We start from the raw sequence: 22,157 nt of genomic DNA on the forward strand, positions 1-22,157 counted from the left end.
GGCTCGATTCCCGCGATAGGTGCCATCGGGATAGCCCGCGATACAACCATACCGTTCCACCAGACTGCGTAGGGCTTCATACGCCCAATCGCCAGGGGAAACATCTCGTAACTGAGAGACACTGGTGACTTGCTCAAGAGCGTTCGTTTGACTGATGGGGTTGTATCCCTCAATCTGTGCCAAAGCATTTGGGGCTGCACAGACTGCCCAAGTACTACCCAACACCACTGGGTTAACGATTAAAGTATTCCACCATGTTTTTGCCATAGTCATTCCTCACACCCTATGCAGTTCAAGGTCTTGCCCGATCGCCTATTTGGTTACTCGGTGTCACAATTGTGATAATCATTATCATAAGAACGATTATCGTTATTGTAAATCAAGGATCAGATTTTTCATGACAAATTATTCGGCATCCTTACCCGCGAATATTGACATTGCCATTGTTGGTGCAGATCCCCAGGCTCTAACCTTAGTCACTCATCTGCTGCAAAAGCGTAAGAAAATGCGGGATAGGTTTTGGGTTTTTGACGCCAGTGGCAGATGGATGAAGGGGATCTATCCGATCCAGATGATCCACAATCACCACCAGTCCTCTTTTCCCTTGCTGCTTGAGGCTTTTTATCGCAGGTTTTTTTACGATTTACCGAAGAAAGGCAGAAGCCAGAAGGCTCCAAGGGGTAGAAGGAAAAAGTACCCAAGTTGAAAAGGGGTTGACAAAAGCAGTTTGGTATGAATGAAGACGCGATCGCATCTCCCCTAATCCAGCACTAATGTGGGTTGTCCTTTGAAAATTAGATAGGATAGGAAGTTGGTCTATTGTCAGCGTCTACCCATTAAAAATTGATTATGACTGATTCGATTCGCTTTCTCATGTGTTCCCCAGACCACTACGATGTGGACTATGTGATTAATCCCTGGATGGAAGGGAATATTCACAAGTCCTCGCGCGATCGCGCCGTCGAACAGTGGCACAAGTTGCACCATGTCCTCAAAGATCATGCGATCGTGGATTTGGTTAACCCTCAACAAGGGTGGCCCGATATGGTGTTTACGGCAAATGCAGGGCTGGTTCTCGGTAAAAACGTTGTCCTGAGTCGGTTCTTGCACAAAGAACGCCAGGGTGAGGAACCCCATTTCAAGGAGTGGTTTGAAGCCCAAGGCTACACTGTCTACGAACTCCCCAAAGAACTGCCCTTTGAAGGTGCAGGTGATGCCCTCCTGGATCGAGAAGGACGCTGGTTATGGGCGGGCTACGGCTTCCGTTCCGAATTGGATTCTCACCCCTATCTGGCAAAATGGCTGGATATTGAAGTTGTCTCCCTGCGACTCACCGATGAGCGCTTCTATCACCTAGATACCTGTTTCTGTCCCCTGACGGGCGGCTATTTACTCTACTATCCCCCCGCCTTTGATGCCTACTCCAATCGCTTAATTGAGATGCGAGTCGCACCCGAAAAACGTATCGCCTTGGAAGAAGCCGATGCCGTGAACTTCGCCTGCAATGCGGTGAATGTTGACCAAGTTGTGGTGATGAACAAAGCGAGCGATCGCCTGAAGCAACGGTTGGCTGAGGCAGGGTTTAGAGTCCTTGAAACCCCCCTGACTGAATTCCTCAAAGCAGGTGGCGCGGCGAAATGCTTGACCCTGCGGGTAACTGAACCGGTTCGTACTGAACTCCATGCTAATGTCCCAGTCGAAAGTCGCACGATTCGCCTAGAAGGACATTTGTTAGATTCTGGCTTGATTAGTCGGGCGTTAGATCTAATTGTGGAAACTGGCGGTAGCTTCCAAGTTCTCAACTTCGATTTGGGTGTTCAACGGCAAAGTACCTCCAGCGCTGAGATTCGCGTCTCTGCACCCTCCCATGATGTGATGGAAGAGGTGATGAGCCAACTGATTGAGTTGGGCGCTGTCGCTCCCGCCCAAGAGGAGTGTGACGCCAATCTTGAACCCGTGATTCAATCAGGTGTAGCGCCGGATGACTTTTATGTGTCCACGATTTATCCCACAGAAGTGCGGATTAAGGGTGAGTGGGTGAAGGTACAAAACCAGCGCATGGATGGGGCAATTGCGATTACCCAGATGGACTCCCAGCCGATCGCTCGCTGTAAAATCCTACGGGATCTAGAAGTCGGAGAACAGGTGGTTGTCGGTGTGGAAGGAATTCGCACCGTTCACAAGCCAAAAACCCGTGAACAGCGTAGCAGTGAAGAATTTAGCTTCATGGGTGCTGGCGTTTCTAGTGAACGCCGGGTGGAATTAATTGTTGAGCAAATTGCCTGGGAATTGCGCCAAATTCGCGATCAAGGGGGTAAAGTCATAGTTACTGCTGGTCCGGTGGTGATTCACACGGGTGGTTCTCAACATTTATCTCGTCTGATTCGCGAAGGATATGTGCAGGCGTTGTTGGGCGGTAATGCGATCGCGGTTCATGATATTGAGCAATCCCTGATGGGAACCTCTCTGGGCGTGGATATGAAACGAGGTGTCCCGGTACGGGGTGGACATCGCCACCATCTCAAGGTGATTAATACTATCCGTCGTTATGGCAGCATTGCTGGTGCTGTGGAGAAAGGGGTATTGACAAAAGGGATTATGTATGAATGCGTTAAGCACAATGTTCCCTTTTCCCTCGCGGGTTCCATTCGCGATGATGGACCTCTACCAGATACGCAGATGGATTTAATTAAAGCCCAAGCCGACTATGCCAAGCTGCTGGAAGGGGCGGATATGATTTTAATGCTGTCCACGATGCTGCACTCCATTGGGGTAGGAAATATGACGCCATCTGGGGTGAAAATGGTGTGTGTGGACATCAATCCCGCCGTTGTTACCAAGTTAAGCGATCGCGGTTCCTTGGAATCCGTGGGTGTAGTTACTGATGTGGGCTTATTCCTAAGTTTGTTAGTACAGCAGTTGGATAAATTAACCAGCCCTTATCAACAATCAGCGTAATCGATTGGGCGGTTGAAACCGCAGCTACACAAACGAAACCCGCCTGCGCGGGTTTCCACAGCCCTAGAGAACTGATGAAGAATGAAAACGATACCCGAACTTCCCAAAACTCTACCCGATCACACCCAACTCCCAGAATCCGATGGTACGTTTGTGAAAAACTTTCAGGAACATCCTCAAAGTATTCTATTAACCGAATCCATTGAGCCGATTCTCCAACAACTACACCCCGATGGATACTATGCGATCGGTCAAGACAGTGGTATCTACTGGCGCTTAACTGACCCGCCAGAGCGCGGAGCCGAAGCCCCTGACTGGTTTTATGTTGCCAATGTGCCACCCACCCTGGATGGTCAAATGCGGCGCTCCTACGTCCTGTGGCAGGAAATCGTTTCCCCCCTCATTGCCTTAGAATTCGTCTCTGGAAATGGCTCCGAAGAACGAGATTCCACGCCTTATCAAGGCAAGTTCTGGGTTTACGAACAAGCGATTCGTATTCCTTTCTACGGCATCTACGAAGTAGAGCAAGCCAGCATAGAAGTTTATCATCTGGTAGAAGGACGCTACAGGTTGTTACCTGCTAATGATCGCGGACACTACCTGATTGAACCACTCGGAGTAGAGTTAGGAATTTGGCAGGGACGCTACAAGAACGTAGAACTGCCCTGGTTGCGGTGGTGGGATAGTCAGGGGAATTTGCTGTTGACAGGGGAAGAACGAGCCGAACAGGAACGCCAGCGAGCTGAACGAGCCGAGGGAGAGAATGCTCGTTTGCGGGAACAGCTCAGGGCTTTGGGGATAGAGCCGGAAACATGATCATGGGATCTGTGACATCTAGATGATTGCTTGTTCTCAAAATCAAACGCTATTGAGAAAATAGCTTTCTGGAAACTTTTCTGTAATCATCATTACAGGTTTACCATTGGTAAATACGCGATAAGTACGGGAAAGTAGCTTGTCACTCGCCTCAATATCAAAATACTCCGCTAAACCCTGAGCCGATTCTTTAGCAGAATCCAAAATTTCTTTGAAAGTTTCCACCTTTTGCTCTAACCAAATCTTACCAATTGGGGTTTTGGTTTTAAACAATTCATGTCTAAAATGATCATCCAGGCGTTCGGGAACCAGGATGGATTCCGCGTAAATAAAGTTTTTGCGACTAATGCGTCCTTGCAGTAAAATGCGTCTATCAATCACGTCCGTCCCCTCCGCTAATTCCATAATCGGAAGTGATTTGGGAATGGGGATAAGATTTTGGGAGAGTTTGACAACCTGGATCTGTTCAAATAAATAGGCTTCCAGAATATCAGTTAACGTGCCATCGGTGGTGAGTAAAATTCGCTGAAACGTACTCAATGTACCTGGATTAATATGATGGCGCTCTAGAGACTGTTGTAAATCGTCTCGCATGAGGTGTTCGTTCGCTATCAGTCGGTTCATGGTATCTTAAGTCCTATTTCCCCTATCCACTTGGTTGAGTAAAAAACGCTCAAACCGAGGTAGCGTACACAGTTTGCATTTTCTGAATTCGTGAATTTACATTTATTTACAACTAGAAATAATGTAGCACTCTTGCGACGATTTGACCACATAAGCCTAATTACAGCATACTTCTACATTCTATCCAAGCAAGATCCCCGACTTCTTGAAGAAGTCGGGGATCTGTGTAGTGGCGTGGCACAGAATTGTAGGAGCGCACCGACGTGCGCCCAATTTGACTCCACCCAATCTCTATGCACCAACAACCACACCACCGTTCGGATGCAGCACTTGACCCGCCATATAAGACGCATCTTGAGACGCCAAGAAAACGAAACTCGGTGCAACCTCCTTGGGTTGTCCTGGACGCTTCATCGGAACTTGTTGACCAAAACTTTCGACTTGCTCGCCCGGAAACGCATCTGGAATAAACGGAGTCCAGATGGGACCTGGCGCGACACCATTTACCCGGATTCCTTTCTTAATTAAAGGTTGGGAGATGGAACGAGTAAAGGCAAGAATAGCACCTTTTGTTGTGGAATAACTGAGCAAGGACGAGTTACCTTTATAGGCATTAATGGATGTCGTATTAATCACAGAACTTCCGGGTTCAAGGTGAGGTAACGCCGCCTTCGTGAAATAGAACATTGAGAAGATATTGGTCGCAAATGTGCTACCTAATCGGGCTGAGTCAATATCCTCAATGCTCTCCTCTAGATATTGCTCCGCTGCATTGTTGACCAGAATATCTAGCTTACCAAATTCATCAATTGTTTTCTGAACCGCTTCCTGGCAGAATTGTTCGTTGCGAATATCGCCAGCAATTAATAAACAACGACGACCATAAGATTCTACAGCTTTTTTCGTCTCTTGAGCATCTCCATGCTCGTCCAAATAAACAACTGCAACATCGGCTCCTTCTTTGGCATAGAAAACCGCAACAGCGCGACCAATCCCGCTATCGCCGCCCGTAATTAAGGCGACTTTATCCCGTAACTTATCGCTTCCTTTATAGTTCGGATCATCATATTCCGGCTTGGGTGTCATTTCTGACTCTAAGGCGGGTTTCCGCTCTTGGGATTGAGGGGGGATTTGATCCGGTGTAATTGTCATGTTATCGCGCTCCTGTTCGTAGTAGGCACTTTAGTGCGTCAAAGAGTAAATTTTGTTATTTATTTATGGGTAAATAGGGCGGGTTTTGCTTTTCAATTAGGGGGTGAAATAGGGCGGGTTTTGCTGTTCCGTTATCGGTGAATAGCGGAATTTAGTCCCTAAACCCGCCCCTACAATTCAATTGTCCCTAAATTTGCCCCTACATTTGGCTTTGCAATTTCTGCTTGGATTCCTTAAATTGAGTTGCCATTTGTTCCCGTTGCTCTGACGAAAGATTCTTCCGCAGGGAAGCGAACATCGTGCTTTCTTCTTGACGAGTGTGATCGCCAATCATGTCTTTCACCTGCTTCAGTTTAGACTTAAACTCGGATGAAGTAGGATCGATATTTTTCATCTCATTCAGAATCGTTTCTAACTGATCCTGCTCATCATAGAGTTCCTGAGTATCAGCATCGCCATAAAAGGAACGAATTTGAGGGTAGACGGCTTCTTCTTCTGCTTTAGAGTGAACAATTATATCCTTGTAGAGTTGTCCAAAAAACTCCTGGATGCGCTGCGGATTATTGGTTCCCTTAATTTCACCAATTAAGGTTTTGACTTTTTGGTGATCCATGAAAATGACATCCATGATATCCATGTCAGACTTATCAGATGTCTGAGTCACAGCACTACCAATCGCACCCGTCATAGCAGCTACTGCATCTTGAACTCGTCCCCAAACTCCTTGTTCGGGTTCTTCACCTGTTAACTCTTGGGTGCCTAAATATTCCAACATGCCCTTGAGTCTTTCCTGATGCGCCCGGTTTTCAAAGTTGACCGAATTTAGGGGAGAAAGTGCTTCCTCGACATCCGCACCAGCGATTTGAGCTGCCTTATGAACCACAAGTCCTGACATGACTTGACCATGTTTTAGTAGTTCATGCTGAGCCATCTTTTCATAAAGACTGAGTTCAGAGCTTTTCATCATCTGCTCAGCTTGTTCAATCATTTTTTTTACTTTCTCTTTTGGCTCAGATTGAATTCCATACTGAGTAATCGTTGTTTCCAGAACGTCTAAGTTGTTCTGGTCATCCTCTAGCATGTCTTCTAAACGACCAAAAATCTCGTTGTTTTTACAGTCGTTGATAAATTGCTGTTCATTCGCAATGATTAAATTCTGAATTGCCCGCATATCGGCAAGCTTTTCAGCAATGGCAGAGCGCTTAGCATCAGTAAGGGTAGCAACCATTTTATTGTGTTCTCCTTTCTACAATTCGTTTATTTATTAAGTGAGTATCTTGATGGTGATAATTGACTCGCTATTCAGATATCCATAAGCTCAAAATAGTAAATAGACTTGTTTTTGCCTAAGTCTACTTTGGCGTTTGCTTAAACGCAGCCTATCTTGCTCAAGGTCTAAGGTTTAGCCTTGCAAGTTCTATCTAAATAGTGTCAATACCTAACCTATCTACTCTACTCAAGTTTTAACCAATCGGATCAATTGGCTCATTTCAGATTAGCTCTATTGCCAATAAAGATTAATCTATCTGAGGGTAGACTGATTCCTAATACAATGGTTAACTATTTAGCAGAAATTTTTAGGAGGATAACCCGTCGATTCAACTCAAGTACGTCTCTCGGTATAGGTTAAATTACTAGGTGAAAGCTAGGCGTAAGCGATACGGTAAAACCGGATTTATTGCCGTGAAGTTCTGTTTCGGGAAACCATCCTAGCTTGATGAAGCATCGCCGCAAGTTCAGCACGGGTAGCTGGTTTATTGGGATTGAGCAAATTTCCTTGAGGATAGCCAGTGACTAAACCCGCTTTTACCGCCGCCGCGACGTTGGCGATCGCATAATCTGGTATTTTGTTGCTATCGGTGTACTGTTTTAAGGTTTTACTGGGTTCGGCTGGGGGTTTCAGGTTTAGGGCTTTAGCTAAGACAACTAAGGCTTCAGCACGGGTGATCGGTTGGTTGGGACGAAATTTATCATCAGGATATCCAATGATTATTCCCGCTTTAGCCACCGCCTTAATCGCTTCATCACCCCAGTAATTTGGTGGTAAATCCTCAAAGGCGATCGCCCGTTGCTTTGGTTTTGGCTCAAATAGCTGCTGTAGCATAGCGGCTAATTCGCCACGAGTGGCAAATCGCTGCGGTTTAAATTCACCCTGGGGAAAACCCACCACAATATCCCGTTTCGCCAACGCTGCGATCGCTTCTTTTGCCCAAAAGTCATCGGGAACATCAGAAAATTCTACCGAGGGAGTCGGTGTCGTCGGAGTTGGAGTTACCGTTGAGGGTGGGGCTTTCTCTGGCGCTGGAAGTGCTGGATCAGCTTGCATTCTCCCTTGCTTCCCTGCACCCCCACTCCCCTGCACCTCAGCCTCCCGACGAGGTGTTGTCTCAGCATCCGATAACTCAGGAGTCGTTGGCGTGGGTTTAGTTAGCTTTGGGGATTCCGGTGTTGAGTCAGGTTGAGGTGAGGGCGGGGAAAACCCCAAGTCTTGCAGAATTTGCTGCTTTTGTTCTTTACCCATCGCCCAATAGAAAATACCGCCAATCGTTGTCAATGTCACAATAATCGCAATCCACTCATCCAAATCGAGAGGAGATGGGGGTTCTGGCGGAGAGGGAGGGGACATAGCGATCGCGTGTAGTGAATCTATAAACTTTTACAGGAGATTAGCGATCGCGTCTGGATAATTCAATTGGAAATCCCTGAACGTTTACACCTGAGACAGGTGAATCCTCTCATCAAGCTTATGAAGCAGCCGTGCGGCATCATTCATGTAAAGCAACTAACGCACTCAAGTCCTGCGATCGTACTCTATCTTTATCTAAAATAGGGCTTACAGATGGAGGGAGATGATACCTGATGACAACGGTAACAAGCCAGCCTAAAATTACCTGGGAGAAGCTACCCGATGATTTTCCCTTACCCGATGATCCTGTGGATAATATTGATCAGCCGACATTAGCCGCCGCACTCAGCGACAGTTTAGAACAAACTGGGCGATTGCAAGAAAATACATTAGTCGCCACGAATTATGGTGTTTGCGCCCGGTTAGAGGGTAAGTTTGTGGTTAAAGCTCCTGATTGGATGTATGTACCTCGGATTAATGTATCCCAAGAGATTGTCCGCCGCAGTTATACGCCACACCTGCAAGGGGATATTCCAGGAATTGTCATCGAATTTCTCTCCGATACAGAGGGAAGTGAATATTCGATTAAGCCGACTTATCCTCCGGGGAAATGGTATTTTTATGAGCAAGTGTTGCGAGTTCCCCAATATGGAATTTTTGAACCTGAACAAGGTGTGCTGGAAATGTATCAGCTCAATGATTCTGGACATTATGTCTTGCAGCCGCCCCAGGAGAACCGTTATTGGGTAGAAGCACTGGGTTTATCCTTAGGTGTGTGGGCAGGAAGGAAGGGAAACCGTCAGGGGTATTGGTTGCGGTGGTGGGATGAATCTGGGCAACTGTTACCCTGGGGGATAGAATTGGTTGAGCAAGAGCGACGACGCGCTGAACAAGAACGACAACGCGCTGAACAAGAACGACAACAGGCTGAGCAAGAACGACAACGAGTTCAAGCTTTGATCGCCCAGTTACGAGCGGCTGGAATTGAGCCAGAAGCATAAGTTATACAAAGTTGCGTTCAAAGATAGCAGATAGAGTAGATGGGGTGAGAGGGTGAGAGGGTGAGGGGGAGATAGGGAGAAAAAGAAAGTTCTACATTAGACTGCAACTTGGTATTAGGAAAGAGCCATGTTTACCTTTAGATAGGTGCTAGACAATATGTCTCTGTCTTAACCTGATAGTAGTTGTGAATACTGGAACCTGATATGGAAGATATTTCTGATAAAACGACTAACCTGGCACAGAAACATGGCAAGCAGCTTGAGGAGCAGGGTAAACGTCTAGAGAAGCTGGGGAAATCTTTCAAAGAGAGAGGAAACCCAGAACATGGACAATCCTTAGAAGAGTACAGCCAAACCATACAGCAGGAAGCGAAAGCTTTAATTGAAGACGCTGAAACATCTGAGCAAAAGCAAGGTGAATCTTCTAATCAAGCGTATGAAGCCGCTGTGAAACATCATGTAAAAGCAACGAATGCACAGACAGACGCGCTCAAGGAGCAAGTAAAATTGAATCAGGATTATCTGAAGGAATCTCAAAAGATTTCTGAAAAAACACAGAAGTCTCAGCAGTAATGAGCTAGACTAAAACAAGATTGTTGGTTAATTTTAGGTGTGGGAGGTCTGGTCGCATCTCATTTTAGAGTTTAGCTTTTCAAAGCTTGGCTAATTGGTGAGTTAAGTGAAGTTATGAAAACCGTTCCCTCCCCGCAGTCCAATATTTCCTCAGCAATCCCTAACTATTCGTGAGAATCTTGGGTTTAAATTATTATCCGGCTCAATCAAATAATACTCACTGTTTGGCTTTATTGAATATTCTGGAACCACTGCGTCACCCCATCCGCGATCGCACTCGCTAATCTCTGTTGTTGTTGTGCATTCATAATCCACTCAAATTCCTCTGGATTAATCATAAATCCTAGTTCTAATAATACCGATGGTGCGGTATGAGGGCGAGTCAGTGCAAGATTATTCCAAAACACCCCATAAGCCGGACGATCTAACTGGTTCACCAGATAATCCTGCAAAAATATCGCCAAATTATGCGCCTGGGGATGATACCAAAACATACCAACCCCTTTGGTATTTATCGCATCACCTGCATCAGGGAGGGCGTTGTAATGAATCGAAAGCGCGATCGCAGGTTTAATTTGGTTGATCATAGTCACGCGATCGCCCAATGACACCGCCCGATCGGTTTCCCTTGTCATATATACTGTTGCACCCTTTTCCTGAAGTTGATCGCGCAGCAACTTCGACACAATTAAATTCACATCTTTTTCCGGATAACCAGTGGGTCCCCTCGCCCCTAATTCTGCACCCCCATGTCCTGGATCAAGGAGGATTTTAATTCCTTTTAACGGTTGTAAAGCATTCTCAGAATTGGGTGCTACGTTTTGAGTGCGAACAGTTGGCGGATGGCGTAAGGTGAGAATCAGATTAGTTTGGTCATATCTCAGGTCATACCCCCATTGTTGATCGGATTTCAAGTTAAACGTATAGTTCACCTGAGTTGGTGTAACGTGTTGCCAATCTAGGCGTTTAATTAAGGGGTCATCATCCAAGCGGATCACATCAGTTTGGGCGGTTGTGTTATGAAGGCTTAACGTAAACGTGCGATCGCCTTGTTGAACCGTCACAGGTACAGGTGTATTTAAAGGAAATACCACCTCTGTCGCCCCTGGAATCTGACGGGCGCGGATACTACGAATCAAGGCGGTTGGCGGAACCGTATTCGGAACAATACGCACTTCTTCTGCTTTAATCCACGCCCCATAATCTAAACGTACCCATCCCCCTTCACGCCCCGTAACCGTCGCCCTGACGCCTTTGGGTAAGGGGGTGAGGCGAGAATAGGTGGTACTTGGTCCAGTTCGGGCGACACCTGCATCTACAATTACCTCAGCCACCTCTAATTCAACGGGGTTGAGAATGGAAATCTGTCCCGGTGCAGCTTGACTTATGGTTTTCCCATTCACGGTTAGCTGATAGTTTGGTTGTCCTAAATTTGCCGCAATTTCTGCGGTTGCACAGCCTTGATAGTCACCCCTCGTTGATTGAACACCAACTTGATTTTGGGCAATTAATACGGCGGAATTGGGCGGTAACGGGACATCCTGGGATTGAGCCATTAGGGGAATGGTTTGATTTGCCAGGTTCACTGTAACGGTTGCATTTGGTGGCGCGATCGCCCGGAAACAGATTAGTTCTCCAGGTAATCGGGCAATGTCCACCTTTGGGGTTAGGGAATCCTGGGCAAAGCTTAACCCCGTTGGCACATTTGGAGTCGGATCAACGCGAGTTACATTAATCTGAATGGTCTGATTTTGATAGCGCAGGGTAAAGCGATTTTTGCCCAATTCCAAGGGGAAACTCGGCGCAAAATGTCCAGCCGTACTGCGGGGGATAACTTGACCATTGACCCGCACATCTCCTGTTGGTGGTGCTGTTCCAATTAAGAAAATTTGTTCCGCCGTGGTTTGATGATTGTCAGACGGATACGTCAGGAAAAGAGGTTGTTCCGCCCAAGCGGGAGATGCCATAACTGATGCTAATACAGCTAATCCTAGGATGGTTTTCATTGGTTATTCGTCATTTGTCATTTGTCATTTGTCATTTATTCAGCAATTCATCATTTAGACAGGGCGGGTTTAGTGACATTAGGGTGAAAAAAAAACGATAGTAGTGAAACCCGCCCCTACACATAAAACTCTTTTCTCGTCATTGAGCTATTTACCTCCCCCTGCTCCCTCTGCTCCCTCTGCTTCCCCTGCTCCCCCTGCTCCCCCTGCTCCCCCTGCTCCCTCTGCTTCCCCTGCTCCCCCTGCTCCCCCTGCTCCCCCTGCTCCCCCTGCTTCCGTAGCTTCCGCATCTCCCCACACCTTACCTGTTTTGTCAATCGGATAAAAGATGAGTGGGTAATCCATCAATGCTTTGGATATTTTTCGCCTGCCAATATTCATAAATGCCCTGTTCTCCCTTTTTTTCTGACCATTTAACCAGAGTTTCTCGTTCACCTTGAAAGTCATAGATGGGAACGCCATAGCCACAAGAAGTTTGCACGGATTCAATATCTAGAACAATAATTTGTCGTTGTCCTGGCAGCGAATTAAAGTGGGTATAAAAGGTGTCCCATTCTGGAGCAACGGGGCGAATTACTCGCCCTTGACCGTAAAGGCGTAAGATTAGAGGTTTATTGGTAAAACTGCAAAACATGATCGTTAGTCTACCATCGTCCTGCAAATGAGCCGCCGTTTCATTGCCACTACCTGTTAAATCCAGGTACGCGACGGTTTTCGGATCAAGACAGCGAAATGTGTCCATACCTTTGGGGGATAAATTAATCCGTCCCTGTCGAGGTGCTGTGGCGGTAAAAAAAATCTGTTGTTCTTTGATGAAGTTTTGTAAACTTTCGCCGAGTTCTGAATAAAATTTTGCCATTGTCCTCTTTAAGATAAAGAAAAATAAAGTTTTGTAAATGTAGGCAGACAATTTGTTACCGTGTCAGTCGGAAGCGATCGCCAGTCGTCTAGCTTGGGAATAGGGATGAGCGTTGAGAGGGAGAGAGGCTGGGAGCATTATCAGGTAGAGTTCATCGGGCTGCGGGAGAAAATCAGGACGAAAAAAGCGTCAGGCTTTCGGGGTGGACATTCCAGACGAGAGCGGATGTTCAACGTAAAGGATAAAAGAATCCCCCAAAACTAATCGGGCAGAGCGTAGACGAGTTGTGCATGGAAAATGGAGAAAGGATGTTCTCAGCGTGACTTGTGGCGTCTGAAGTTAGCGGAAGCGAGTTTCATGGGTTTGGGTGTACAGGGTGATAGCAATTTCAATAACCAGTCAGGGGACGATTACTCTTATGAGTGATTGAGGGCGTCACACTCCAGCCCGACTCCAAACAATCTTAAAAGACTGTGGCACAATTAACGGGGTGCATCTTGAAAAGTCTGGCGTACTTAAAAATTCTATGGCTAAATTTGTCTTTGTAACAGGTGGGGTTGTATCTAGCATCGGTAAGGGTATCGTTGCTGCTAGCTTAGGACGATTGCTCAAATCGCGGGATTATTCGGTGTCGATTCTTAAGCTAGACCCCTATATTAACGTCGATCCAGGAACTATGAGTCCCTTTCAACATGGGGAAGTCTTTGTCACAGCAGATGGGGCGGAGACGGATTTAGACTTGGGACATTATGAGCGGTTTACGGATACGCTGATGTCCCGCCTCAATAGTGTCACCACCGGATCAATCTATCAGGCGGTTCTGAATAAAGAACGTCGCGGCGACTACATGGGGGGAACGGTGCAGGTGATTCCCCATATTACCAATGAGATTAAAGAACGGATTCATCGGGTGGCAAAAAATACCAATCCGGATGTGGTAATTACCGAAATTGGGGGAACCGTCGGCGATATTGAATCCTTACCATTTTTGGAAGCGATTCGTCAATTCCGTAAGGATGTGGGGCGCAATAATGTCCTGTATATGCACGTCACCCTGTTACCCTGGATTCCGTCAGCGGGTGAAATGAAAACCAAGCCGACTCAGCATTCGGTGAAAGAACTGCGTTCGATTGGTATTCAACCGGATATTTTAGTCTGTCGGTGCGATCGCGCCCTGCAACCGGGGATTAAAGAGAAACTCTCGGAGTTCTGCGATGTGCCTGTAGAATCGGTGATTACTTCTCCCGATGCCAATAGCATCTACGAAGTCCCCCTGATTCTAGAACAAGAAGGACTGGCAAACCAAACTTTAGATCTATTACAACTCCCCCAACGGGAGCCTGATTTAAGCCAGTGGCAAACCTTAGTGGAACGAATGCATCGCCCCATCCATCAGGTGGAAATTGCCATTGTCGGTAAGTATATCCGCTTGAGTGATGCTTACCTGTCGGTTGTGGAAGGATTGCGCCACGCCGCGATCGCATTAGGGAGCGAATTCAACATCCGTTGGGTAAGTTCGGAAGATATTGAAACCGAGGGTGCCCAACACTTTTTAGCTGGAGTCAACGCTATCATTGTTCCGGGAGGCTTTGGTATCCGAGGCGTCGATGGCAAAATTGCGGCGATTGAATATGCCCGTACCCAAAAAATTCCTTTTCTGGGTTTATGCTTGGGAATGCAGTGTTCTGTGATTGAGTGGGCGCAAAATATTGCGCGGCTTGAGGATGCTCATAGTGCTGAGTTTGTACCCAATGCTCGGAATCCCGTGATTAACTTGTTGCCCGAACAGCAGGATGTTGTGGACTTAGGTGGTACGATGCGCTTAGGCATGTGTCCTTGTCGGATTCTGCCCAATACCTTAGCCGCATCAGTCTATGGGGAGGAGGTGATTTATGAACGTCACCGACATCGCTATGAATTTAATAATGCCTATCGTAACCTGCTTTTAGACACAGGTTATATGATTAGTGGGACATCCCCCGATGGTCGCTTAGTGGAAATCATTGAATACCCCGATCATCCATTTTTCCTGGCGACTCAGTTTCACCCAGAGTTTAGCTCTCGACCGAGTGCGCCCCACCCTTTGTTTAAAGGATTTGTGCAAGCTGCGATCGAGCAATGTCAGAGTGAAGATGCAATTTCTCCAACAAATGCTCCCATTATCCAGCAATCCCCAGTGCAGGTATCGTGACCTAGAGATTTGAATTTTGAGTTATGAGTTTACCCAAATTATCCACAACTCATAACTCAAAGCTCGCAATGGCTTGAGGAGGTTTTGTGGCGTACTGGATACAAATTGATTATGAACGCAGTGATTATGTGATTGACTTAGATCGCATCAGTGCGTTTGCCTGCGCTCCCAATGGCAAAATTATCTTCTGGTTGCCAAATAGTGCCCACCAGATTATTATTAATCAGCAAGGTGATCCAGAGGGGTATCATCAAGTTTTGGAGTATATTAAACAAGTCTGCGCTCATTCCCTAGCTGGGTCTTGGATTCAAGTTAGATATGAGCGCAGTGATTATGTAATTGATCTAAACCGCATCAGTAGCTTTTCTCACGCGGCGAGTGGCAAGTTAACTTTTTGGTTACCCGATAGTTCAATTCCGATTATTATTAATGAGCAAACTGATCCAGAGAGTTATCAGAAGATTCTAGATTATATTAAACGTAAAACAGGTTATGTCATTTCTTAGAAAGTTTGGCTCTTTGGTACTTGAGGTGGGGTTAGAGAGCAGGGGAAGCAATGTAGAGACGTGCCATGGCGCGTCTGGAAGCCGGGGAAGCTGGGGAAGCAATGTAGAGACGTGCCATGGCGCGTCTGGAAGCAGGGGGAGGGCTACCCGCCTAAAATTTAATGAGCATGCTGTTTTCTTTTGTCCGACTACTTAGCTTGTGATGGCGAGAAGCCCCACGCTTTAATTTTTAATTAAGCGTGGGATGAATCGCCAGTGTTAGCTCATAGGTATTATAATAAAGCTTAAGGAGGTGATAGAAATTGAAGCGAAGCAAAGACACGTTTAAACTGAATTACCAGTATCGGATTGTACCGAATGATCAACAAGTTTATCAGCTAAACGAATGGCTGTATAAGTTGTGCCGAATACACAACCTGATGCTAGAGGAACGGTTTAACTGGTGGGAACGTAACCGCCACTCAGTCAATGCCTGCCCAATTTTTGTCACTCATTTACCAGAGCTTAAAGAACAACCTGGTTACTATTCTCAGAAACGGGCTACTCATTGGTCAAGGGAAACTTGCAAGCACCTATATAATGGGGTTCATTCGCAGGTAATTCAGGAAGCGATTAAACGAGTAGAAGATACGTTTAATCGGTTTATTAAAGGTGATTTAAGCGGAAAACGAAGCGGAAAACCTCGGTTTAAATCAGTGCGGCGATATCGGACATTTTCTATTCCTCAGTTGAAACCCGGTTGCCTCGCTGTTACCCCTAACCCGCATTGTCGCAAAAACGGCGGTACGCGGCGCGACATTGCCTATATCAGCCTACCCAAGGTAGGTCAGGTAAAACTCATCTACCATCGTCCAATCCCAGAAGGATTCACGATTAAGGCGGTACTGGTGTCACGTCGCGCCGATGGATGGTATGTAACCTTAACCTTAGAGGATAAATCTGTCCCGACGCTGAAATCACCAGAGATAGAGGCAACACAAGAAAACTCTCTAGGTTTGGACGTTGGTTTGGAGAAATTCTGGACAGCCTCGGACGGGGAGATTGAGCCAATTCAGCAGCATTACCGCAGGTCTGAGTCAAAGCTGGCTTCTTTGGCTAACCGCAAAGACAGCAAGCCTCACAAATCAGCATCACGGCGGAAGCTAGCCAAAAAGATATCAAAGCACCATCAGAGGCTACAGCGCAAGCGGAAGCAATTCCATTATAAGTCGGCAGCAAAGCTGGTGAATCGGGATGAGAAAGTATTCTTTGTGGAGGATATCAAGCCGGGAAACTTATCCCGAAGGAACAAACCGAAACAGAATGAAAAGGGGGAATATTTACCCAATGGGCAAAGCGCCAAATCAGGTTTAAACAAGTCGATCAATGATGCTGGCTGGGGTCAATTCCTATCAATTCTCGCTTACAAAGCTGCGAAAGCTGGTAAAGCAGTGGTGAAGGTTAAACCCCATAACACAAGCCAGATATGCTCTTGTTGTAATCGCTTGGTCAAGAAAGATTTATCAGTCCGAATGCATGAGTGCTTATGCGGATTGATTTTGGATAGAGATTGGAACGCGGCGATTAACATCAAGAGAGTTGGGCTGGGCATATTCCCAACTATAAAACGCCGGAAGCGTAGCCGCAAGGAGCCGCTCAAGGAAGCCTACACCGTAATCTTTGATTCGGTGTAGGAGGATGTCACAATATTAATTATAGGTAGATAAAAATACTGATATTGGGGGCGGGTGCCATGGGAGAAATACCTCAAACCAAGTCGGGTAGGGAATGGCAGAGTCTAGGGCGTTGGTGTGCGATCGCGTCTTGTTCTCTGGTGGGGGCAATCTTTGGCACTGGGGTTATTTTATCCCCAGCCTCCCTGAATGCACAACCGATTACTCCGGCGGCTGATGAGACGGGAACGGTGGTGACGCCGAATGGGACTCAACTGGATATTACAGGGGGTCGTTTGTCAAGGGATGACGCGAATTTATTTCATAGTTTTGAGGAATTTGGATTAGATGCGGGTCAAATTGCTAACTTTTTATCGAATCCTAAGATTAGGAATATTTTCGGGCGGGTAGTTGGCGGTGACGCTTCGATAATTAACGGGTTGATTCAGGTAACGGGAGGTAATTCTAATTTATTTCTGATGAATCCGGCGGGGATTGTGTTTGGGGAAAATGCGTGGTTGAATGTCCCGGCGGATTTTACAGCAACGACAGCCACAGGGATTGGCTTTGGTGAGGGGAATTGGTTTAATGCGTTTGGCGGGAATGAGTATCAGGATTTAGTCGGAAATCCCAGTGGTTTTGCTTTTGATTTGGCGCAACCCGGAAGTGTGATTAATGCGGGGAATTTGGTGGTAACAGAAGGGCATAATTTAACGCTACTGGGGGGTACTGTTATCAGCACTGGTGAATTGGCTGCACCGGGAGGAAATATTACAGTTGCGGCGGTTCCGGGGGAACGTTTGGTCAGGATTAGTCAACCGGGACAGTTATTGAGTTTGGAAATAGCACCACCACGGGATAGTGAGGGAATGTTGCTTCCGGTTGCGCCCTTGGATTTAGCGACGTTGTTAACGGGGAGTGGTGAAACAGGAGAGACAGGGTTAAGTGTTAATCCCGATAATACGGTACAGTTAACCGAGTCTGGCGCGACTATACCAAATGAAGGAGGAATAGCGATCGCTTCTGGCACTCTTGATACATCTAATGTAGGGGCGCAAAGCCTTGCGCCCTCAACACGTATTGGCGGTGAGATTAATGTTTTAGGTAATAAGGTAGGACTCTTTAATGCCAATATTAATGTTTCTGGTACTGACGGTGGCGGGATTGTAAGAATTGGTGGCGATTATCAGGGACAAGGTACGGTTCCGAATGCCTTACGTACATTTGTCAGCAGAGATTCGGTGATTAATGCTGACAGTTTACTCAATGGAGATGGCGGTCGTGTTATTGTCTGGTCTGATGAAGTAACTGGATTTTATGGGAATATTAGCGCTCGTGGAGGGAGCGAGTTAGGAAATGGGGGTTTTGTTGAGGTATCAGGAAAGGAATCGTTAGCCTTTAGCGGCATGGCTGATGTAGCTGCGACAAATGGTAAAGATGGAACAATACTTCTTGATCCGAGGGATATTATTATTGAACCTGATGATGGACTAGTTGATGATAATACTCAGGTAGCCGATAGTGAGATTCTCTTGGCTGATGGCGGTGCAACCACTGACTTTTTAGTTGATGACACAGCACTCACTGCCTTAACTGGAAATATTCTTCTTCAAGCACAGCGAGATATTATTGCGCTTGAGGATACAGACTTGAATTTTGCCAATCAAACCTTAGATACTACCGTTACGTTGGAAGCCAACAGGGACATTAACCTCAATGAAAGAATAACAACTAATGGTGGTTCTATTGAGTTGAAAGCAGGACAGAATATTTCTATACAAAGTCTTCAGCTAGCATTAGGTTTTTCTACAGGTATTGATATACCGACTGATGTAGGATCTATCACTCTTAATGCAAATGGTGATATCACCGCTACAAGCATTAGCTCAGGCGTACTTTTTGGGGGGATTACAGGTGAAAGCATTACTATTATAAGCAGTAAAGGAACAATTAATGTTAGTGATTTTCACTCTGCTGGATCAGGCGATTTGACTCTTACAGCGGCTGGTGACATTGTAATAACAGGCAATATTTTGAAAGGGACTAATGGGGGAAATGTTGCTGGTGGTGATATTATCATTACCAGTTTTGAAGGTAAAGTTGACACTTCTGCGGCATTAATTCAATTAGGTGCTGCCTTTGGAGTAAATGGTGGGGATCTCACTATTACAGCCGCTAGCGATATTACAACAGGTGAAATCGATGTAACTGCTCAAGGCAGTATTACCCTTAACAGTGGCGGAGCTATTAACACAACTTTAGGTACTATAACAACAGCAAATATTGGTGCTGGTGGTGATGTTTTTCTCTATGCTGCTGGCGACATTAAAACCGCTGGGATCAATACGTCTGGTAACATGGGCGGAGATATAATCCTCACCAGTGGTGGAACAATTGATGCCACAGCAGGTATTTTAAATGCGGCGGGTGGTGAAAATGGCGGTAACATCACACTCAAAGCACCCCGCGATATTTCCACAGGTGAAATCACCTCATTCTTGAGTGGTTTTAGTGGCAATAGTGGCAACATCAGTATTACTAGCGAAAATGGCAATATCGATACCAGCCAAGGCGCACTCATTACCGCATCAGCATTTGGCACTGGCGGTGATATCACCCTTGACGCAGCAGATAGCATTACCGCCGCTCAAATTGATGCCTTTTCTGAAACGAGTACAGGTGGAGAAATCCAACTCACTGCAAATAACGTCATTACTCTCGGAGGTGATATTGCAACAAACCAAAATAACCTTATTTTTAACGGTTCAGTTATCCTCGCTGACGATATTTCCATCACCCTATTCGGTACTGGTGATATTACCTTCCAAGACACCATTGATGGAACTCAAAACCTGAATCTCGAAACGGAAAACGGTATTATTGAATTTAACGATATTATCGGTGGCTCAACCCCTCTCAACAATTTAATCGTTCAAGGCAATATTACTGATAACCCAATCGGAGTCAATATCACAGCTATCAATAACATTATTACCGATAATCTCACCTCACCCACAGGCATTTCTTTTACCAGTACCCGTGGACAAATCAAAACCGGGGATTTAACCTCACCCGCAGGCATTTCCCTCACCAGCAATAGCGGACAAATTGAAACAGGTATTCTTGATTCCTCTAACCTTAGCGATGGTGGTGATATTACTCTCAACGCCCGTGGCAATATTAAAGTCAGCCAGATTAACGCCCAAAGTCTGGGGAATAGTAGCGGCGGAGATGTCGATATTACCACTCCCAGTTATTTCCAAGCCACTGACTCCTTCATCGACCAAAATAACATCAACGCCAGTATTTCTGTCGCTGGGGGTGACAACGGTGGAACCATTATTATTCGCCACGGCGGAGACGGTGATATTCCCTTTATTGTCGGAAATTCTGATATCAATGGCACAGCAGCCGCGATTACCAGAGGCGATGACGCGGGGATACAGACAATTGAACCCACCAGAGACTATTTCTTCACCCACAAACGAGATAGGAATCGGATTCAAATTATATCAATTCTGGGCGCTATACCTCTACCGCCAACGCCCATCCCTGTACCAGAACCAATACCCAAACTAAACTTAGATCAAAATCCCATCGAGTCGTTAGCCCTTCAGGTTGGAAATACTTTAGGCGCAGCCACCAGCATTATCCCAGACCCGGAAACCGGAAACTACAATATTAGCTGGAGATTTCCTGGCGAACAACCTATTAATCTCAACGTTAACAACCCCCTCCCGCCACTCGAAGTCACCCCCCAAGATGATGTTGTCGCCGAAATCGACCAACTTTTTGAAGATGAATTTGAAGACTACTTTGGCGAAGACTTAACCAATGCCAACGTCACCGCCGAAAGCTTACGGGAAACCCTGAAAACCATCGAACAGCAAACCGGAAAACGTGCGGTTGTCATCTATGCCCGTCATCTGCCAGAAGGATTGGAATTAATATTAGTTTTACCGGAAGACAATTATATCCGTAAACTGGTTCCCGCCGCTACTATTACCACCCTAAACAGTACCGTCAGCGAATTTCAGGAGATGGTTATGGATATTACCGAATCCCGTGGCTACCTCCCCGCCGCCCAACAGCTTTATCAATGGTTAATCGCCCCCTTGGAATCTGACTTAAACGCCTTAGACATTGATACGCTTATCTTCTGTATGGATGGCGGATTACGTCAACTTCCTATGGCGGCATTACACGATGGCAAGCAATTTCTGATTGAACACTATAGCATTGGTTCCATTCCCAGTTTTAGCCTCACCAACACCCGCTATCAACCCGTTAAAGATGCCCAAATTCTCGCCATGGGCGCGACTGAATTTTCCGATTTAGGGGAATTACCTACAGTCGCCACCGAATTAAAGATTATCACCCAAACCTTGTGGACAGGGGAATCCTTCCTCAACGAAGAATTTACCCTCAACAATCTGAAAACTGAAAGTCGCCGCCAACCTTTTGAGATTATCCATCTCGCCACCCATGCTGAATTTAATGGCGATAATCCGAGTAATTCCTATATTCAACTGTGGGATACGAAACTGAGACTCAATCAAGTGCGCCAACTGGAATGGTATTTACCCCCGCCTATCGAATTATTAGTCCTCTCAGCCTGTCAAACCGCCCTGGGAAATACTAAGGCTGAATTAGGATTTGCGGGGTTAGCGGTACAAACTGGCGTCAAGTCGGCGGTAGCGAGTCTGTGGTATGTGGGCGATGAAGCGACGCTGAGTTTAATGAGTGGATTCTATAATCAATTACGCCTACCGGATATCACGATTAAAGCCGAAGCTTTGCGTCAGGCGCAACTGGCGATGTTACGGGAACAGGTGTATTTTGAAGGAGGGAAGTTAACCGGAATTGAGGCGTTAGAGGTTGCACTTCCTGGATTGGGAACTCGGGCAAATCAACGGTTATCCCATCCTTATTATTGGGCAGGATTCACAATTATTGGTAGTCCGTGGTAGATGAGAGATCCCTTTTCTCTCAATTTTGGGTGATGATTGGTGGGTTACGGCGGATAGAAAATTAAATGGTTATTGGCAGAATTTAATACCGCCTAACCCACCCTACAAGTTAGACAAAGGAAACACTTTCTCAAAGTTCCCCTTTTGAAGGGGAATTTAGGGGGATATTAAGATTAAAGTCACGCCAGTAGCCAGTAGCCAGTAGGGTGCGTTAGCGAAGCGT

General features: G+C 46.2%; 16 protein-coding genes and 1 pseudogene. 9 read left to right on the forward strand and 8 right to left on the reverse strand.

Features of this window, described 5'->3' with window-relative positions; all coding sequences use genetic code 11:
* Window positions 1-267: S-layer homology domain-containing protein (locus RID53_RS31005; protein ID WP_446391759.1), on the reverse strand; the 267-nt coding region annotated here is incomplete at its 3' end.
* A 130-nt stretch (window positions 268-397) separates the two neighbouring features.
* Here RID53_RS31005 and RID53_RS31010 point away from each other — a divergent pair.
* The 3 genes and pseudogenes from RID53_RS31010 to RID53_RS31020 all read left to right on the forward strand — a co-directional run.
* A pseudogene (locus RID53_RS31010) lies at window positions 398-550 on the forward strand (FAD-dependent oxidoreductase); the annotation flags it as partial.
* A gap of 299 nt (window positions 551-849) precedes the next feature.
* Entirely contained in the window at window positions 850-2,958 is a 2,109-nt protein-coding gene (gene argZ, locus RID53_RS31015) for a bifunctional arginine dihydrolase/ornithine cyclodeaminase (protein WP_446391760.1), read from the forward strand.
* An 81-nt stretch (window positions 2,959-3,039) separates the two neighbouring features.
* Complete coding sequence (locus RID53_RS31020) at window positions 3,040-3,774, forward strand: Uma2 family endonuclease (RefSeq protein ID WP_446391761.1); 735 nt, start codon at window positions 3,040-3,042, stop codon at window positions 3,772-3,774.
* A gap of 42 nt (window positions 3,775-3,816) precedes the next feature.
* Here RID53_RS31020 and RID53_RS31025 read toward each other — a convergent pair whose 3' ends face one another.
* From RID53_RS31025 to RID53_RS31040, 4 genes are all read right to left on the reverse strand, one after another.
* A complete protein-coding gene (locus RID53_RS31025; protein WP_446391762.1) occupies window positions 3,817-4,398 on the reverse strand; it encodes a chorismate--pyruvate lyase family protein in 582 nt (193 codons plus the stop codon).
* A gap of 291 nt (window positions 4,399-4,689) precedes the next feature.
* Entirely contained in the window at window positions 4,690-5,550 is an 861-nt protein-coding gene (locus RID53_RS31030) for an SDR family oxidoreductase (RefSeq protein ID WP_446391763.1), read from the reverse strand.
* 199 nt (window positions 5,551-5,749) lie between these two features.
* Complete coding sequence (locus RID53_RS31035) at window positions 5,750-6,778, reverse strand: hemerythrin domain-containing protein (protein ID WP_446391764.1); 1,029 nt, start codon at window positions 6,776-6,778, stop codon at window positions 5,750-5,752.
* Between the two features lie 447 nt (window positions 6,779-7,225).
* Window positions 7,226-8,176 carry an S-layer homology domain-containing protein gene (locus RID53_RS31040; RefSeq protein WP_446391765.1) on the reverse strand — a complete coding sequence of 317 codons (951 nt, stop codon included), beginning with the start codon at window positions 8,174-8,176 and terminating at the stop codon, window positions 7,226-7,228.
* 233 nt (window positions 8,177-8,409) lie between these two features.
* Between RID53_RS31040 and RID53_RS31045 the strand changes: the two genes are divergently transcribed.
* Entirely contained in the window at window positions 8,410-9,177 is a 768-nt protein-coding gene (locus tag RID53_RS31045; protein WP_446391766.1) for a Uma2 family endonuclease, read from the forward strand.
* A gap of 204 nt (window positions 9,178-9,381) precedes the next feature.
* Window positions 9,382-9,750, forward strand: a complete 369-nt coding sequence (locus RID53_RS31050) for a hypothetical protein (RefSeq protein WP_446391767.1) — start codon at window positions 9,382-9,384, stop codon at window positions 9,748-9,750.
* A gap of 230 nt (window positions 9,751-9,980) precedes the next feature.
* Here RID53_RS31050 and RID53_RS31055 read toward each other — a convergent pair whose 3' ends face one another.
* The 3 genes from RID53_RS31055 to RID53_RS31065 all read right to left on the reverse strand — a co-directional run bounded on the left by RID53_RS31055 (window position 9,981) and on the right by RID53_RS31065 (window position 12,615).
* Window positions 9,981-11,756, reverse strand: coding sequence for an N-acetylmuramoyl-L-alanine amidase (locus RID53_RS31055; protein ID WP_446391768.1), 1,776 nt, complete (start codon window positions 11,754-11,756; stop codon window positions 9,981-9,983).
* A 147-nt stretch (window positions 11,757-11,903) separates the two neighbouring features.
* Window positions 11,904-12,101 carry a hypothetical protein gene (locus tag RID53_RS31060; protein ID WP_446391769.1) on the reverse strand — a complete coding sequence of 66 codons (198 nt, stop codon included), beginning with the start codon at window positions 12,099-12,101 and terminating at the stop codon, window positions 11,904-11,906.
* Window positions 12,070-12,615: a pyridoxamine 5'-phosphate oxidase family protein gene (locus RID53_RS31065; protein ID WP_446391770.1), complete on the reverse strand. Its 546-nt coding sequence runs from the start codon at window positions 12,613-12,615 to the stop codon at window positions 12,070-12,072. Before RID53_RS31065 ends, RID53_RS31060 begins: the two co-directional genes overlap by 32 nt.
* 526 nt (window positions 12,616-13,141) lie before the next feature.
* Here RID53_RS31065 and RID53_RS31070 point away from each other — a divergent pair.
* The 4 genes from RID53_RS31070 to RID53_RS31085 all read left to right on the forward strand — a co-directional run bounded on the left by RID53_RS31070 (window position 13,142) and on the right by RID53_RS31085 (window position 21,934).
* Window positions 13,142-14,806: a CTP synthase gene (locus RID53_RS31070; protein ID WP_446391771.1), complete on the forward strand. Its 1,665-nt coding sequence runs from the start codon at window positions 13,142-13,144 to the stop codon at window positions 14,804-14,806.
* A gap of 86 nt (window positions 14,807-14,892) precedes the next feature.
* Entirely contained in the window at window positions 14,893-15,312 is a 420-nt protein-coding gene (locus RID53_RS31075; protein ID WP_006099378.1) for a hypothetical protein, read from the forward strand.
* Between the two features lie 302 nt (window positions 15,313-15,614).
* Window positions 15,615-16,985: an RNA-guided endonuclease InsQ/TnpB family protein gene (locus tag RID53_RS31080; protein ID WP_446391772.1), complete on the forward strand. Its 1,371-nt coding sequence runs from the start codon at window positions 15,615-15,617 to the stop codon at window positions 16,983-16,985.
* 59 nt (window positions 16,986-17,044) lie between these two features.
* A complete protein-coding gene (locus RID53_RS31085; RefSeq protein ID WP_446391773.1) occupies window positions 17,045-21,934 on the forward strand; it encodes a CHAT domain-containing protein in 4,890 nt (1,629 codons plus the stop codon).
* Window positions 21,935-22,157 lie beyond the last annotated feature (223 nt).

The sequence above is a fragment of the Coleofasciculus sp. B1-GNL1-01 genome, assembly GCF_040220235.1.
GTDB lineage: Bacteria > Cyanobacteriota > Cyanobacteriia > Cyanobacteriales > Coleofasciculaceae > Coleofasciculus.

What these genes read in the sequence shown, in the direction of transcription:
- argZ (WP_446391760.1), top strand. Translation starts at nt 850, where the DNA reads ATGACTGATTCGATTCGCTTTCTCATGTGTTCCCCAGACCACTACGAT.
- RID53_RS31020 (WP_446391761.1), top strand. Translation starts at nt 3,040, where the DNA reads ATGAAAACGATACCCGAACTTCCCAAAACTCTACCCGATCACACCCAA.
- RID53_RS31025 (WP_446391762.1), bottom strand. Translation starts at nt 4,398, where the DNA reads ATGAACCGACTGATAGCGAACGAACACCTCATGCGAGACGATTTACAA.
- RID53_RS31030 (WP_446391763.1), bottom strand. Translation starts at nt 5,550, where the DNA reads ATGACAATTACACCGGATCAAATCCCCCCTCAATCCCAAGAGCGGAAA.
- RID53_RS31035 (WP_446391764.1), bottom strand. Translation starts at nt 6,778, where the DNA reads ATGGTTGCTACCCTTACTGATGCTAAGCGCTCTGCCATTGCTGAAAAG.
- RID53_RS31040 (WP_446391765.1), bottom strand. Translation starts at nt 8,176, where the DNA reads ATGTCCCCTCCCTCTCCGCCAGAACCCCCATCTCCTCTCGATTTGGAT.
- RID53_RS31045 (WP_446391766.1), top strand. Translation starts at nt 8,410, where the DNA reads ATGACAACGGTAACAAGCCAGCCTAAAATTACCTGGGAGAAGCTACCC.
- RID53_RS31050 (WP_446391767.1), top strand. Translation starts at nt 9,382, where the DNA reads ATGGAAGATATTTCTGATAAAACGACTAACCTGGCACAGAAACATGGC.
- RID53_RS31055 (WP_446391768.1), bottom strand. Translation starts at nt 11,756, where the DNA reads ATGAAAACCATCCTAGGATTAGCTGTATTAGCATCAGTTATGGCATCT.
- RID53_RS31060 (WP_446391769.1), bottom strand. Translation starts at nt 12,101, where the DNA reads ATGGATTACCCACTCATCTTTTATCCGATTGACAAAACAGGTAAGGTG.
- RID53_RS31065 (WP_446391770.1), bottom strand. Translation starts at nt 12,615, where the DNA reads ATGGCAAAATTTTATTCAGAACTCGGCGAAAGTTTACAAAACTTCATC.
- RID53_RS31070 (WP_446391771.1), top strand. Translation starts at nt 13,142, where the DNA reads ATGGCTAAATTTGTCTTTGTAACAGGTGGGGTTGTATCTAGCATCGGT.
- RID53_RS31085 (WP_446391773.1), top strand. Translation starts at nt 17,045, where the DNA reads ATGGGAGAAATACCTCAAACCAAGTCGGGTAGGGAATGGCAGAGTCTA.